Here is a 17102-nt window from a genome sequence, read left to right on the forward strand (position 1 = left end):
TTAAAACGAAGCGCCCCAAATGAGACGCTTCCATTCCCGACTAAATTCCATTTTGGAAATCCAATGAGTGGAACTAATTCCCATATACACAAACCGTCTCCTTATGAAGCAACTGAATACAATAATCGGTATGGGATTCTTCTTCCCCATTATAATAGGTTTTTTTCGTTTTATCCAAAACGATTACATTCATTATAATTCCTAAGATCAAAAAGGCAAAAGAACCTATGATATATATAAACCGAATATCATATAACTCTGCAAGAACACCAATTGCGACTGTGAACATTATTATTAGCAATGATTTGTCTTAGGTATGAGTTTTGTCATATAAACCATAGATGTGGGACCGAATATTGAACTTGCAATATTAGTGATAAATACCCATAGGTAAATTAAAATCAGTGAATTCATAAATGGAAGTAAAAAATATAAGAAACGCTCTGATTAAGTCGACATTCAAACTCGATGCTCGTGAACTCTTCTGCGAAAAATGAGAACTCTATCCAGGTTAGAAATAGCGCTTGGCTATTTTTCACCCGCTATTTTAATCAACGGCGCTAATGTGTCGGAAAGCAAGTGAAGTTCATGCATTGGCCTTGTCATCGCAACATATAACAGCTTTCGATCAATCGGATGGTCACGGAATGGTTCATCAAAAGCGGCAATGATGACGGCGTCAAATTCAAGTCCTTTGGATAAATGACTTGGCACGATTAGCAAGCAATTCCCGTTGATATCGGAGTTCTCGCCAAGCAGTTGGACAGGCATACCTGACTTTTCGAGTTGCTTGTGGATAGCTGCCGCTTCTTTCCGTGTTTTGCAAATCAATGCTATCGATCGGTGCCCTCTGCCGAGGATGGACTTATAGATTTCATTCACATCGGAAGCATTAAGGCGTGGCATCTCATAAAACTCTGGCTCCCTGCCATGACGGACAACCGGCTCGACCAATGGTAAGTCTTCATCCATCTGTGCAAGGACTTTATTCGCGAGTTGCATGATTTCGATTGTCGTTCGGTAGCTTTTTTGCAACGTCGTATACGTGGCTCGCGGGAACATTTCCTGTACCGGCTCCCATGACTTCAACGCCCGGTAGCTATGAATCCCTTGGGCCAGATCCCCGACCATCGTGAACATATCCGTTTCCAAACCGTCTTGAAGGGCCGCCAGCTGGAATTCGCTGTAATCTTGCACTTCATCGATGAAGACGACACGCATTTTCCATTCATCCGCCACACCTTTCAGCTTTGCGTGAAGATAATAAAGGGCTGCCAAGTCCTCCGTTTCCCATAATTCACTAGCGTGCGCGGCAAAAAAAGCATCCCTTTCCGATTCGGACCAGTGGCATGCGAGTTCTATATGTAATTGCGGATTTGTTAGCCAATCCCTATACAAACTTTTAATATTGAACTTTTTGAATCTCTTCATATAAGAAGAAACGGTCTTCTTCCCTTCCTTTTCAATAGAAGGAAGTCGTTCGTCACGCTCATCCATGACCCTTGTAATGCGCGCCCTCCGCTTCTCATCGTCTCGGATACCATACAACGCTTTATCGAGAGCTTCCTCGTATTTATCTGACAGGATTTTATAAAGCTGTTTCCGTTTTCGGTTCACTTCGCTCTGCATAATGAGCTTGATGCGTTCAATCCGTTTTTCAAGCGGCATATAGTTGAAGTCTTCTAGGAATAATTTCTTCAGACGTGATGCGCGCATGATCCGGTATTTTTCGATATAGACATCTTCAAAGAGCGCAGCTGTTTCCTGTTCGAGCTTTTCTACGTATCTTTGCATGATTTCACGGTAGCGAAGCGTCCCTTTCATGCGTGCAATGAAAAGCTGATCTTCATTCACGGAATCCGCTGCCGTTAACAGCTCCAGCTTTTTATTCGGATCAGCCAGTTTCAGCTTAAGACCTGTGGCGTCCAGTACGTATTCCGCGAAAGTCGTTTGGCAAATGCGGCCGACTCCTAGTTCCGGAAGCACGTCTCCGATATATTCCATGAACAGTTTGCTTGGCGCTAAGATCATCAGTTTCTCCGAAGGGAAATCGGTGCCCATCGTATAGAGGAAATAGGAAATCCGGTGAAGGGCGATCGTCGTCTTTCCACTGCCCGCGGCCCCTTGGACGATGATTGGCTGTTTCAGATTTGCGCGGATGATCTCATTCTGCTCCGCTTGGATTGTCGAAACAATTTCCGTTAAACGGACATCTGCTTTTCCAGCGAGCGCATCCTGAAGCAGTTCATCATTCGTCGTTAAGTCAATATCCAGGACGTCCAGCAATTCTCCTTCTTCGATTTTGTACTGTCTCTTCGAGAAAAGATGTCCGCTAATTTCTTCGTCCCGCACTTTATACGTCAAGTCTCCTAATCTTCCATCATAGTAGACATTTGCAACGGGCGAACGCCAATCGACGATGATCGGTTCTTGTGTTTCCTGGTGGAAGACGGACGTTTTTCCGATATAAAGGAATTCGTCCTTTTCCCCTTCTGTTTGAAAATGGATACGGGCGAAATAGGGTTTTTGCTGGATTGCTTCGAGCCCTTCCTTTTGGGTTCGGGCCATTTCAAAAAATCGGGTGTTCGTTAAAATATTGATGTAGCTCAAACTCGAATCTAAATAATCCAAGTCAGCCATCGCATGCCGGATTTCATCTTGCGAGGATTGCACGTCACGCATCGACTCTTCAAGGAGTCTTTGCATGTAATGCTTCGTGTAGTCAAGGCGCTGCAATTCAAACTCAAAATCGGGATGTTTCTGCATAGACAGTCCTCCATTTTGCGTATTTTGCGTCCTGCTTTTAGTGAGAGATGTTGGGAGAAAAATGAAACAGAAATTGATTGTACCATTAGGGAATCATTTAAGCAATATGGTTTATTCAGAATCATTGAAATGAAATAAAATCCTCCATGCCACTCACCCGGCATGGAGGATTTTTTCATACTGTAAAACGTCCCATATCATTTTGCAGTTTTTCTGCGACTTCCGATAGCGTTTGTGCGCTTGCAGCAATTTCTTCGTTTGAAGCCAATTGCTCTTCCGTCGCCGCGCTTGTGGATTGTGCTTCGGCTGAAGCTTGGATCGCAAGTTCTTGCACTTTTTCAGAGCCTTCCGTCACTTGCTCACTCATTGTTCGAATTTGCTCGATAGCTGTGGAAACTGTCTGAACTTTATTGCTCACATCATTCGATGCCAACTCAATTTCAGTGAAGACTTTGTTAGTTCTTTCAGTAATCTTCAATCCTTCTTTGACACGGTCAGTACCAGCTTCCGTGCTGTCCACTGCCAAAGAGACGTTTTGAATAATGGCATCGATCATACGACCGATCTCTTCAGCGGATGTTTTCGATTGTTCGGCTAGGTTCCGTACTTCATTCGCCACTACTGCAAAGCCTTTGCCTTGCTCTCCTGCACGAGCCGCTTCAATTGCTGCATTCAATGCCAATAGATTCGTCTGCTCAGCAATGCCAGTAATAAGTCCCGTTACATTCCGGATATTTTCCGAGTGGATCGACAAATCGGTAATAATATCCGCGGACTGCTGGATGGATGACGATATGCTGGACATCTGATCTGATACGTCCTTCATGAGGTCCGCGCCTTCTCCCACAAGACGGGATACCGCATCCGTAGAAGCAAGCATCATTTCATTGTCATTCGTGATTTGAGTGATGCCGATTGCCATTTCGCCCATCGCCCTGGAAGCATCGTTGACGAGTGTCACTTGCATATCACTCGCAAGTAAATTCTTTTCAGCAATTCCAGCTACCATTTCAGAAGCTGCAAGGCTTTCTTCGGAACTCGCCGTCAATTGTTCAGCTTGGGCAGCCAATTGATGAGATGAATCCCTTGTGTTCATAATGATTCCCCGTAAATCGGAAGTCATTTCGTTAAATGCTGTCGCCATTTCGCCAATTTCATCTCGATTTTTAATATGCAATGGCTCCATTGCAAAATCCCCTTGAGCAAGCTGCTTCAGAGCATCCGTCATTTTGCCGACAGGTCGAGTAATAATTTTGCTGATGACATACGCAATAATGACACTCAAAATTGTTATGAGGGCGAGAACTCCAAGAATGAAAATAGCGGTAGATTGTAATCTATGTTCTAATTCAGATTCGGCTTTTTGCACCTGTTCACGCTGAATTTCGATTAATTTAGTCGCATTTTTCGTTATGAGCGTTTGAAATGGTTCTGCTTCTTCTGCATATTTTAGAGCTTCTTCATCTTGAGCATTTGTAAAGCTGGCAACCGCCGATTCGGTGAGCGAACGGTATTGCTCAGATGCGTCTTTTAATTCATCGAGCAAAGCCCTGCTATCCTCAGATTGAAGAGTCGCATCCAGCTCTTGAACTTTTGCATCGAATGATTCCAGCAATTCACGTCGATCTTTCAAGTAATACACTTGCTTATATAGTAAATAGCCACGCAGTTCATTTGAAAGCATATTTTGATTGGTTGAGAGCTGTTCGAGCAAGATCACTTTTTCCAAACGTTCGTCAATTAATGACTTATATCTATCACTGATGTCCGGTATTGTTAAATAGTTCATGATTCCAGCCACGATCATTAGAACGACTAAAGAAAGAAAACCTGTCCACAACTTTTTTCTCACTGAATACTTCATCATTTCCCTCCTAAACAATAAGCCTGTTTCATTATAAACTACTAACTTATATACGTATAGGTCATAGGAAGATAGAATCCGGGAAACAGTTGATAGGACCTGTAAGACATTTACTTAAATAAACACAATTTAATTCGATAGGTATTTATCACTATTATGATTGTTTCTCATTTCTGAATTCCACTTTCCATAATCCATTCTCTTGTTTCATATTTATACCTACCCAGCCTTCATTCAGTAAAGATTGCTGCCGCGTACTGTCAGACATATCTACAAGGACAGTGTCGTTTCCTGTACTACTTTTCATTGAAAGATCTTTCAACATCGTGTAACGCAGCAGATCGCCATATTTATTTTTCAAAGAAATGATATGCATACCTAATGCAAATTTATCTTTCAAGCTGGCAATGTTGAACGGGGCGACTGTTGTGCAAATATAGCGGTGCCGGCTTACGTCGACGTTTTCGACCAAGATTTTGCCAAGAATTTGCTGCAACCCATTCCCTCTGAAGTCAGGATCGACATTCGACACTTCCGAATAGAGGACACGTGGCAATTCGGATTCTTCCAACCCCGCATCCAATCCTAAATGTTCTTCGTCGATTTCCGGCTCCAACATTGCTCTGAATGCGATTAATAAATCATCGTGGAATGCCCCTATCATGGAACCGTTACCTGCTAAAATGAACAGGAATTCTTCTTTTGACAATGGTTGGAGGAATGAAACGTCTGCCAATGAAGCAATGACTTTCTCTTGTAACTTCATAATTGCCCCAAGGTCACTCAGAGCTAATTCTCTAATCGTCACCTCTTGACCATTTCTTAAGGCTAATCCTTTTTTCATCCGATTACCTTCTCCGAGAATACAGTCAGTTTCTGCAAGACGGCTTCATCCACGTCGACGCCAAGACCCGGTTTTTCCGTCAAGCGAATAAACGGAACGTCATATTTCAGGTTTCCAATATCTTCACTGAATTTTAAAGGCCCCGTTAACTCTACGCTCGTCATGATTTTTTTAGAGAAAGCAACATGGAAGCCTGCCGCCGAACCGATGGACGATTCCACCATTGAGCCTACCTGACATTCGATTCCCGCCATTTCCGCCATATGAGCAAGCTTCATTGCTGGATAAATGCCCCCGCATTTCATCAATTTGATATTCACTTTGTCCGCAGCACGTTTGGCAATGATTTCTCTCATTTCACGGAAGCCGCGCAAGCCTTCGTCAATCATGACAGGCACGGTAGTTTTCGATTTGATTTCCACCATTGCATCGATGTCATCTGCTTTTACTGGTTGCTCGAGCCAGTCGAGTGAGCAATCTTCAAGTTTTTTTAGCGCCTGCAATGTTGTGGAGCTGTTCACCCAGCCTTGATTGACATCGATGCGAATGGCAATCGACTCTCCAATACGTTCGCGGACAGCCTGAATTCGTTTCACGTCCTCGGATACTTCGGTGCCGACTTTCATTTTCAATGAACGATAGCCTTCCTTAACGCGTTGTTCCGCCTCCTCCGCCATATGTGCAGGCGTGCCGATGCTCAGTACATGCGTGATCGGGAATTCATCGTGGTATCTTCCACCTAACAGATCATAGACGGGAACGCCTAATGCTTTTCCGGCGGCATCATAGCAAGCGATGTCAATGGCGGCTTTCGCTGAAGGTACGCCATAGATTTCAGCGTCCATGCGCTCATGGATTTTTTCCATTTGAGCTGGATTCATACCGATGAGCTTCGGCGCAAGTGTATTTTTCAAAACAGCATATGTACTTTCCCAACTTTCACCCGTGACGTGTTCGTCTGCCACAGCCTCTCCGTATCCAACTACACCAGTGTCTGTCGTCAATTTGACGATGATCGATGGCATCGTGTCATATCTGGCGTAGCTAATGATGAAGGGGTCGTGTAAGGGCAAGTTGATGGCGTAGATTTCGATTTCTTTAATTTTCATCTTGATCTTTCCTTTCGGTATGGCAAATGTCTTTTATTATTGTAGCATTGTCGGGAATGCGGGGGAAGAATGGACCTTGAAGCAGGAAGAATGGGCCCTTGTCAGAAAGACAAAAAAAACGGCGGGAATCAATCCTCTGCCGTTTCGTATTTTCTATCACGCTTCGTGGCTAATTTGCCATTCGATGCCGAATTGGTCCTTCAATGAGCCATAGCTTTTACTCCAAAACGTCTCCTGCAAGTCCATCTTCACTGTTCCGCCTTGCTTCAACTTATCGAACACTTTCGTGATAAGATCCATATCCTTGTTTACAAAAGCTAGGGTGACGTTATTCCCTTCGACAAATGGAAAGCCCGGAAAGGTATCGGAGAACATGACTCTGCTTCCGTCGATATCCAACCGTGCATGCATGACTAAGTCCTTCGCCTCTTCTGGCAACTGATAATCAGGACTCTGTGGTGCTTCGCCGAATGTCATGATTTGCGAAATTTCCGTGTTGAATACCTCCGCATAAAACTCCACTACTTGCCTGCAGTTCCCATTGAAATTCAAATATACTTCTACTGCCATTGCTGCAACCCCCCCTCATTTTTCGTTCAATTCAGTCTATCATGGAAATGCCGTCATGCAAATCAGAACGGAAATACGATTGGAATGGCGATCATCATGACGATGAGCATGATGAATTGCAATGGTACGCCGATTTTGACAAAATCTTTGAATTGATAGCCTCCCGCTGTCATAACGAGGGCGTTGGTCGGTGATGCAACAGGCGTCGAGAATGCCATACTTGCACCGACCGCAACAGCCATCAAAAACGGATACGGACTGACGCCGATACTGATAGCTGCGCTTAATCCAATTGGCGCAAACAAGACGGCCGTCGCTGTATTGCTAATAAATTGGCCAAATGTCATCGTCAATAGGAAGATGCCCCCTAACACGCCCAACGGACCAAAGCCCCCGAGCAATTGGATGATCCCTTTCGAAAGCAACACCATCCCGCCCGTGTTTTCAAGTGCCGTGGCCATTGGAAGCATCGCCCCAATGAGAACGATGCTTTCCCAGTTGATCTGCCCGTATGCGTCATCCATATTTCGCACGCAGCCGGTCAAAATCATCAGTGCTGCGCCAATCAATACCGAAATGACTGCCGGGAACACTTCAAACACCATTAGGAGAACCATAAGAATCATGATCGCTCCTGCAATGGACGCCTTCCCGCTCGCGGCTGCCATACTTGCATGTTCTTTCGGCTGTCCGATGACAACGACATTTCCGGTTTCCCTGGAAAGCAATTCAATCGACTCCCATGAGCCTTGTACGAGAAGCGCATCCCCGAATCGGAGCCGTTGCTTTGACATGTCCTTATCGACATACTCCCCTTGGCGGTTGATGCCTAAAATATTCAAATTGTATTTCTCACGGAAGTTAATCGTGCGTAGTGTCTCATTTATAAGCTTTGAATGGGGAGTGAGCAAAACTTCCGCGATGCCAAGTTGCTTCGATACAAGCTCATCTGCCTCAGACGTTCCTTTTTCAATGGATAACCCATACGCTTCAACAAACTTCTCCATGTTTTCGGCTGAGCCTTGTACATAAAGTCTGTCCTTCGGCTGGATGATACTGTTCGGCCCAGCCATCTCCTGATAAGTCATCGGCAATAAATTCAGACCTTCAGTCGATTTTCTGCTTATTTTTAAAATACATAACTGGTATGTCGCAGGTATTTTCAATTGAGCAAGCCGCTTCCCAATCATTTCCGACCCTACCGGCACTTTCACCAAATACAAATTTCCTCCAAGCTGATAATCGAGCGCCAATTGCTTCGTTGCCAGCTTTTGAATCTGATTTGAATTGGATGCCTTCTTCCCTTTTGGCAAAAGTAAATTTCGGACTGAATACAAATAGATGAGGCCAACGATAACTCCGATGATGCCGATTGGTGTGATCTGGAAAAAGCCAAGTTTTTCATATCCATTATCGACAAGCATTTGACTGATGATCAAGTTCGGCGGCGAAGCAATCAACGTAAGCAACCCTGAAAAACTGGCCATATAGGAAAGCGGTATTAAATACTTTGAGGGGCTGCTGTTTATGCTAATCGCGATGCTGACGACAATCGGCAGCATGAGTGCTACCGTTCCCGTATTGCTCATAAATGCGCCAACTGAAGCAACTATGATCAGTAGGAGAATGAACAGCCTTTTCTCACTATCGCCCGAATACCGCAATAATAATGTACCTGCCATCTGGGCAAGCCCTGTCCTTAAAATTCCAGCGCCTATTACGAAAAGCGCGGCAATCATAATGACGACAGAGTTGGAAAAACCGGATAGCGCTTCAACGGGCGTAAGGATTCCCGTCAGCACGAAAGCAAGCAAGGCGAGAATCGCGACGAGATCTGCACGTATTTTATTGGTCATGAATAATACGACCGTAATTCCTAAAATGATGAATGTGAGTGTGAGTTGCACTGGCATCTCGTTCCTTTCTTCATATCATTATATCCATTGTATTATAGATAGAAAAAAAGAACCCGCATGTTACGTACATTTACGTGAACATTCCAACTGTCCCAACTGAAAAACGGCAGATCATGATCGATCCACCGCTTCATTCTTACGCCGGCTTAAAATTAACGAGTGAAATCCCCGTAATCCTGATTTTTTGCCCCTCTGTCAACTCTACACGGCTCTTTGATCCCATCTCATTGCCGCCTATTACTTCATAGAGGACGGGATCTTTCCCCTCTTCGTGAAGTTCCAAATATCCAAGCCCATACTCACTGCCAAATGTATATTCACCAGCTTCAATGTCCAGTCCGACCTCCCAAACACCTGCGTTCAAGTCAGTAGACAGCTGTGTCGGCATCGGTACGAAACTCACGTGATCATATCCGCCGTCCGCAAAAACGGTATACGTATCTTCAATGTCGACTGTTAGACTACCAACACCTCCTGCATACCCTACAATTTCACGGATAATAAGATCGCCGTTTTTATCATATATGAAAATATTTCCCACAGGAGATCCCGAGATTGAATATCTTCCCGACTGAAGCGTTACCTTGACTCCGTCTTGCGTAAATACTTCATTTTCAACCTGCTCGGCGTTTTCATTACTCCGATCTGCTGTATTGAAAATTGCCGGATTCACCTTTCCGATCAATACATCCTTTTCAGAACCGATAACTTCAAAATTCTCTTCATACGGATCAACCTTTACCAAATCCGATTTCTGCATTGGATGACAGCCTGCCAGGATCAACAAACATGAGGCGATTAAAATGGATGAACCTCCTTTTCGGATGTATAGAAGTTTGTTCCGCCCGTATAGAATAGCTGCAGCTATCAGATTGAGTCCGACTAACCAACTATACGAATGCTTGAAATCCATTTTTTCATTCCCAAATTCCAAAGCTGCCTCTCCACTCAACACGGAGCTGATATCGATAAATTTCAATGGATAAAGCCAATTGAATTTCATACCTGCAACACTTATGAGATCAGGCAGTAGCAAAATGACTATCATCGTCAAAATTGTCGCGTATAAATTCTTCGTCACAACATTGATGAGAACAAATACGAGCAAAAGGAATAACGCAATTAACGCAAATGCGATAAACATATACGTAATATACCTTATAGTCGACACTGCAACAAAATCCATATCTTGATAAATAAGGACTGGCGCGATGAAATTTCCCCATTCCGTTTTTTGAGCGACATAATAACCGCCGATAAGTACGCCAAGACCAAGGAACAGCAGGACTTGTACCAAATGGATGGCTACTTTGGCGCTTACCTTTGGCATGAAGGATATTGGGAAGCCCCCTACAACAGACCGATGCTGCTGATCATTTAACAACATGCTGCTACCGATGATTAAGACAAAAAGACAAAATAGCAGACCGCTGATCATGTTCAATGCAACCGGCAAGTAATTGCTTGCTACGAAGGGATCTGGGACAAGTGGCAATTTATGTACTTTGTTATAGCGTAAAATTGCCATTTCTTTTTGAATGACATCCTTTGGAATCACATAATTCGGATGGATTCCTTTATTGCCCAATTCATGCAGTTCAAGCCGCAACTCGTTCAATTTAATACCATCTTCAATATATTTGTCATAATCCTCTTTCTTCCATAAGTAAAACCTTTGCATATTGATCAAAGAAGATTGTTCGGTTAAATTCGTGTACACTGCTTCGCCTTCAGCCGTCTCCCGCAGCTCTTCGGGAAACGCATAGAATACTGTATGGAAATGCTGTGCTTCCTCGTTTTTCAGTTTTTGCATATCTTTAATGTCTATTTGGCTGTATTGGGAATAATACAAAGGGAAAAACAGGATAAGGGCAATTCCGAGCAACCAGTTTTTCCGATTTTGAAGCAATAATTTTGTCTCAAATAATAAATACTTCCAAAACATAATCGTATCCTTCCTCGTTACCTATTTACACAAAATAGAAACCTCGTTTATTAATGATCTTCGAAAGAATGAATAGCATTAGTTCAATCACGGCAATTGTGACGAACAACACGACAATCCCTTTCATATAAGTAATCGTCTCTGTGTTCAATAGAAAGCTCTTATCCCCGTTTACAATCTTCCCGAAATCAAAATACGTTTGAGGAAAGAAACTAATATCTTTTCCAAATATCTCCCTTGTTGTCCTTGAAACGAATAGGCGATCCGAGAAGAGGAGTAAACTGCTGACGAGCAGAACAAGCCATTCATTTTTAAACAGTAGACCTAAAATGACATTCAATCGGATAAAGAGGTAGACTACTAGGGGAACGGCTATCAATGTTTTCCCTAGAAAAGAAGCAATTGACATGACATCGTAATCCTCTAATGTGAACGTCTCTTGTGCAATCATGATTGGCACATGTAAATCGAAATAGCCAAAACCAAATTGCAGGCTCATTACAATTACCCCTACAATCAGTATTCCGATTATAACGAGCAATGAATAGAAGAATGCGGATAGCGATTTCAAATTCAATTGACGATACCAGGATAATGGAACGCCTTGCAGGACTGACTTATTTTTGCGGTCTCTCGATAATATATCACTGCTGAAAAAGATGGCGCAAAATAAGATGAATAGAATTCCATTCGTCTGCAGGAACTTTTGCAACGCTTGCAACCCAGTCTTTTCATACATCAAACCATATGTAATTGGGTAATCATTCGTTAAATAATCCTCATATCGCATCATCGTCTGCTTATATAAATGGGATCGATCCTTCCCGGGGAAAGGAGATAATGCGAATAGATTCTCGTCTGATGTATATTCATATTCATTTCCTAAAAGGGAAAAGTTTCTTAAGTATAAAAAACGTGGATAGTTCTTGTCTTCATACGCTGTAAGCAATGCATGATTCAATCTATAATAGTAAGCGTTCATGGCGTGGACGGGCATACCTGTCATGATATTAATGCCCGTATTCCCCTTTGCCTCCCTAAACTCCTGCTCCACTTCGAGATTGGCTAAATACTCCTTTACCTCTTCGGGATGATATGTTTCTTTTGTTTCTTCGTTTGGCAATAAGATCAGACAATAACTTAGCAGCAATACACTGATGAATAAAATAAAAGGTATGTTACGTCTGCTTCTTGATGTAATGAGAAATTCGTGTTTGAAATAATTTCGATTCATCCAAGCTTCCCCTTTTAATAGTAAAGAAATGATTCTTTACTTTTTTCTCTATGCTTCAAGCATTTTTCGAATAGTATTTATCATAGTATTCCACTGTCCCTAATGGACCTACTGTCATTTCTTTTTCATTGTAGTCTAGCAATCGCTCAATCCACTTCGTTTGTTCCGACTCATTCATCCCGTTAAGCGGAATGCATAGTAAGTGTTTCGCCAAGTAGATGTAACCTTGCGGCAATGCCATCTTTTCTTTCAGTTTTTCGTATTGTTCCGTAGACATTTCTATCTTCAGGAATATATCATTTTCGCTCGTAAACCTATGTTCATGCACAAATTTGCCGTCTTTCAGGAAAAGGACCCGATCGGCGTATAAATCCAAGTTTGATAGTAAATGAGAGGCGACGAAAATGAGCTTATCTTTTTTCATTTCCATTAAGCATTCTGATAATAGAGCCACATTGTCCACATCGAGACCGTTCATCACTTCATCCATAAGCATGACTGGTGTATCTGCGGCCATCATCATCGCAAAGCACAGACGCTGCCGCATTCCTAACGAATATGTGCGAACCTTCCTTTTTACATAATTGCCCATATGAAGGCGCTCGATGACTTCCGGGACCTGCTTTGCCGACCCCTTCCACATATTTGCATAGAGTTTCAGGTGATCCACTCCAGATAGCTCCTCAAAAAGGTCTTGCTGTTCAGGAAAAGAACATAACTGCTTATGAATCAATAACTCTTCCTTTTCATTTCGATATGCATATTTTCCGTCGAATAGCACATGTCCGGAATCGGGTTTTACAAAGTTCGCCATGACATTGAACATTGTCGATTTCCCCGTTCCGTTAGGAGCAGCTACACCGATAATTTCTCCTATATTTGCAGTTAAATCCAGATTATCGAGAACCGCTTTATCATTATACGTAATGGATACATTTGATAATTTCAGCATCTTTCTTTCCGCCTTTCAGTTTGATTTCTATTGAACTTCTTCCCAGCTTCCCAGTTGATCTTTAACTGTTCATTTTCTCTCCATTTTAAATTTATTGATATATCCTACTATAGGCATAAAAACCAGTTAATTCAATAGTATAAACAATTATTATTTTTAAATAGATACACAAAAAAAGCTGCCGCGGAAGTCAAAGCGACCTCCACGACAGCTTTTATTATGAAGCAACTGCTACTTTGTCTTGATCATCTTTCCCTTTTGTTTTCAATTGAATTGCCCAAAGGATAACGAATAATGCCAGTCCGACAATATCTGTAATTGTTTCTGGGAAAATGAGCAATAACCCAGTTCCCACTATAATAATTCGCTCAATCCAATTACACTTCCGATACCAAAAGCCAATCATTCCTGCACCGATCGCAATCATACCCACAATCGCGGTGATGACGACCCATATGATTTCCAAGAATGATGAATCAATCATGAGCAAGGCCGGATTGAAGACGAACATATACGGAATGATGAACGCCGCAATCGCAAGTTTAGCTGACACGACACCCGTTTTGATCGGGTCTCCTCCGGATATGCCTGAGGCAGCAAATGCAGCAAGTGCAACAGGCGGCGTAATATCCGCGATGATACCGAAGTAGAACACGAATAAGTGAGCTGAAATCGCTACAACAAGCGGAACTGTCGTGCCTGGTCCCATCTCACCGCCCATAAGCAATAGGATGATGGCAGGAGCCGCAATCGTAGATGTAATAACATAGTTTGCCGTTGTTGGAGAGCCCATCCCCAAAATTAATGCAGCAAACATTGTAAAGATAAGTGTTAATAAAATATTTCCACCAGCAGCCGAAACGAGTCCATTCGCAAGGCTAAGCCCTAATCCTGTTTTCACAACGACCCCAACGATGATACCAGCACATGCAGTTGCCGCCGCAACGGCCAATGCAGTACGCGCACCATCGACAAGCGCCATAATAATATCTTTGAATCCTAGACGAGTAGATTTATCGAAGAAGCTGACGACTAAAGTAAGAACAATCCCTAGTAACGCCGCTTTCATCGTTGGAATTCCGAGCAATAGGAAAAGGATGATCCCTAAAATCGGCAAAAGTAAGTAAATCTTTTTAAGCGTCGCTTTCCGGTCCGGCATCTGATCTTCGGACATGCCTTGGAGACCGACCCGTTTCGCTTCAAAATGCGTCATAATCCAAATCCCAGTGAAATAGAGCAAGGCTGGAATTGCCGCAGCTTTGGCGATTTCCCAATACGTGACACCGCCGATAAATTCAACCATCAGGAAGGCGGCAGCCCCCATGATTGGCGGCATAATCTGTCCGCCGGTAGAAGCGGCTGCTTCAACACCGCCGGCAAATTCCTTTCGATAGCCGAGCTTTTTCATCATCGGGATTGTATAAGAACCTGATCCGACAACGTTTGCAACAGAACTTCCAGAAATCGTACCTTGCAAGGCACTGGAGAAAATTGCAACTTTCGCAGGTCCGCCAGTCAAGCGGCCGGCAAGAACTACAGCTAAATCATTGAAATAGTTCCCAACCCCGGTTTTTACGAGGAAGGCTCCAAATAGCAGGAACACAAAGATGAATGTTGCGGAAACGCTGATTGGCGTTCCTAGAATGCCGTCTGTCGTGTAAAACATCAGTTGCACAAGACTTTTCACGTCTTGGCCACGGTGCGCAAGGAACCCTGGGAAATACGGTCCGAAAAATGCATACACTAAGAAGATACTAGAAATAATTGTAATCGGTAAACCAACGGCCCGGCGCGCAGCCTCCAATGTTAAAACGATTGCTACGATTCCGATGAACAAATCCATTTCGGAAACCCGTCCAACGCGACCGATAAGATCACCATAGAATAATGGCCAATACAATCCGACAGCAATTGAAAGCAAGGATAAAATAACGTCGTAGAAAGGCACCTTATCTCTCTTAATACCTGGTTTCTTAACTGCTGGGAATAAAATGAAAATTAATGCTAAAGCGAACCCTAAGTGAATAGAACGCTGAATGTAAGCTGTGAATGGTGTTCCAATGGATGTGTATAATTGGAAGAGGGAGAATGCCAGCAGTCCAACGAAAACAATAATCTTGAAAATCCCTTTTACATTACGGGTATTTGACTCCGGATCGTACTTTTGAAGAATTTCTAACTGTTGTTCTTCTGTTAACATTTCATTGTCTTCCAATTTAATTTCCGCTTCTTCTTCCCGTTTTTTATTTTTAGCCATTCATATTTACTCCTTTCATCATTTGATAGAGTGATAGACTTTGCACACTGAACGTGTATGAATTGCCTCTTGTTAAATACTTCTTTAAATCTATTTCACGCCCGCTATACCGAAAGGCTAGATCTGCATTTACATCGCCTACAAAAATGACGAAAGATTGGATAATAGTATGCTTATACGTAAGTGTATATACGCCGTCCTTGACGGATAACGTTTCACCTTCCTCCGCATAGCCAGGTAAACCGATTCCAACATCCTCATATTGCATAGATAATAACCGTATTGTATTTTCTCCAGTGACTCGATATGACTCAAGGACATCAGTCAGAAAGATGGAGTGAACATAACGTATCTGAAAATCCTGTTCGTCTTTCATCTTAATATAGTAGGTTTTCGGATGATCAGTTCGATAGTCAGTAAAAATGAACACCTTATGTATCGGTAGGAAAATGTAAACGAGGACAATTAGCAGTGTAAGAAGCAGAATGACTGGCGGAATTGCTTTCTTCTTTCCCATCCGCCTCTTCCTTTCTCAGTAGCAATGAAGAATGGGACGGATGAAGCACTTTGCTTCACCGCCCCGATTCCCTATTAGCTTCATTCAATTATTACTGTTCGTCGAAATATTTTTGTGCACCTGGGTGTACCGGAATGCCGATACCGTCAAGGCCAGTTTCAGCCTTGATCAACGCCCCTTTAGGATGCGTCAATTTAGATGCATTGTCATAGATCGCTTTCGTAATTTCATATGCCAGATCTTCAGGAACTTCGTTTTGGATGATCAACATTGCACCAACAGAAACTGTCGGAGTGTCTTCTGTGATTCCATAAGTTCCTGCAGGAATAACTTCTTTAGCATAATATTGATACTTAGCAATTAACTCATCAGCTTTGTCATCTTCAACCGGTACGATAAATACTTTTGCAACAGCGTTCAATCCTTCAACAGCACCTGTTGGCGTACCAGCAGTGATAAATGCTGCATCGATTTGGCCGGATTGCAAGCTCTCTTGAGACTCACCGAAGTCCAAATCTTGTGGTTGAATATCGTCCATTGCCAATCCGTGGATTTCAAGAAGTTGCTCGGCATTTGCATACGTACCTGAACCAGGTGCCCCTACAGATACCTTTTTACCTTTAAGATCAGCAAAAGTTTTGATGCCATTCTTTTCAAGTGTAACCAATTGAACTGTTTCCGGGTAAAGTGCCCCGATAGCGGAAACGTTGTCAATAATTTCGCCGTCAAACATCATTTCACCTTTAGAAGCATAATAAGCGATGTCCGTCTGTACGAAAGCGATTTCAGCATTGCCGTCTTTTAGAGCTGTCATGTTTGCAGCAGACGCCTGTGAAACTTCAGCAGTCGTTTTGATATCTGTTTCTTGTCCAATGATATCGGCAAGTGCTCCACCAAGCGCATAATACGTTCCTTGTGTCCCACCAGTCAATATGCTTAGATAATCGTAATCTTCTTTAGTTTTGCCTGAATCAGAACCTGATCCTTTACCTGAGTCCGAGTTACATGCCGATAGGACTAGCAATGCAAACATCGAGATCAATGCAAGAATGCGGGTTACTCTCTTATTCATACAATCTCTCCCCTTTTTGTATAGTTTTAGTTTTGCAACTTATCACCCATTCTAAC

At 42.8% G+C, this 17102-nt stretch carries 12 protein-coding genes; all 12 read right to left on the bottom strand.

Features of this window, described 5'->3' with window-relative positions; translation table 11 throughout:
- Positions 1-528: 528 nt before the first annotated feature.
- Positions 529-2766, bottom strand: coding sequence for an RNA polymerase recycling motor HelD (gene helD / locus SLU01_RS06015; RefSeq protein WP_147056309.1), 2238 nt, complete (start codon positions 2764-2766; stop codon positions 529-531).
- Positions 2767-2941: 175 nt separating this feature from the next.
- Positions 2942-4630 carry a methyl-accepting chemotaxis protein gene (locus SLU01_RS06020; RefSeq protein ID WP_170232611.1) on the bottom strand — a complete coding sequence of 563 codons (1689 nt, stop codon included), beginning with the start codon at positions 4628-4630 and terminating at the stop codon, positions 2942-2944.
- Positions 4631-4784: 154 nt separating this feature from the next.
- Positions 4785-5474, bottom strand: a complete 690-nt coding sequence (locus SLU01_RS06025; RefSeq protein ID WP_147056313.1) for a GNAT family N-acetyltransferase — start codon at positions 5472-5474, stop codon at positions 4785-4787.
- Positions 5471-6583 carry a mandelate racemase/muconate lactonizing enzyme family protein gene (locus SLU01_RS06030; protein WP_147056315.1) on the bottom strand — a complete coding sequence of 371 codons (1113 nt, stop codon included), beginning with the start codon at positions 6581-6583 and terminating at the stop codon, positions 5471-5473. Before SLU01_RS06030 ends, SLU01_RS06025 begins: the two co-directional genes overlap by 4 nt.
- 156 nt (positions 6584-6739) lie before the next feature.
- Positions 6740-7153 (bottom strand): VOC family protein, encoded by a 414-nt coding sequence (locus SLU01_RS06035; RefSeq protein ID WP_147056317.1) that lies wholly within the window; start codon positions 7151-7153, stop codon positions 6740-6742.
- 62 nt (positions 7154-7215) lie between these two features.
- The gene (locus tag SLU01_RS06040; protein ID WP_147056319.1) at positions 7216-9066 is read right to left on the bottom strand and encodes an SLC13 family permease; all 1851 of its coding nucleotides are present in this window, start codon (positions 9064-9066) and stop codon (positions 7216-7218) included.
- A 139-nt stretch (positions 9067-9205) separates the two neighbouring features.
- A complete protein-coding gene (locus SLU01_RS06045) occupies positions 9206-11014 on the bottom strand; it encodes a hypothetical protein (protein WP_147056321.1) in 1809 nt (602 codons plus the stop codon).
- Between the two features lie 25 nt (positions 11015-11039).
- Complete coding sequence (locus tag SLU01_RS06050; RefSeq protein WP_147056324.1) at positions 11040-12248, bottom strand: hypothetical protein; 1209 nt, start codon at positions 12246-12248, stop codon at positions 11040-11042.
- 55 nt (positions 12249-12303) lie between these two features.
- Positions 12304-13200 (bottom strand): ATP-binding cassette domain-containing protein, encoded by an 897-nt coding sequence (locus SLU01_RS06055; RefSeq protein ID WP_147056326.1) that lies wholly within the window; start codon positions 13198-13200, stop codon positions 12304-12306.
- A 217-nt stretch (positions 13201-13417) separates the two neighbouring features.
- Positions 13418-15457, bottom strand: coding sequence for a TRAP transporter permease (locus SLU01_RS06060; protein ID WP_147056328.1), 2040 nt, complete (start codon positions 15455-15457; stop codon positions 13418-13420).
- Positions 15450-15974, bottom strand: coding sequence for a DUF1850 domain-containing protein (locus SLU01_RS06065; RefSeq protein ID WP_147056330.1), 525 nt, complete (start codon positions 15972-15974; stop codon positions 15450-15452). Before SLU01_RS06065 ends, SLU01_RS06060 begins: the two co-directional genes overlap by 8 nt.
- A gap of 91 nt (positions 15975-16065) precedes the next feature.
- The gene (locus SLU01_RS06070) at positions 16066-17046 is read right to left on the bottom strand and encodes a TAXI family TRAP transporter solute-binding subunit (protein ID WP_147056332.1); all 981 of its coding nucleotides are present in this window, start codon (positions 17044-17046) and stop codon (positions 16066-16068) included.
- Positions 17047-17102: the final 56 nt, after the last annotated feature.

It is taken from the genome of Sporosarcina luteola (assembly GCF_007991495.1).
GTDB lineage: Bacteria > Bacillota > Bacilli > Bacillales_A > Planococcaceae > Sporosarcina > Sporosarcina luteola.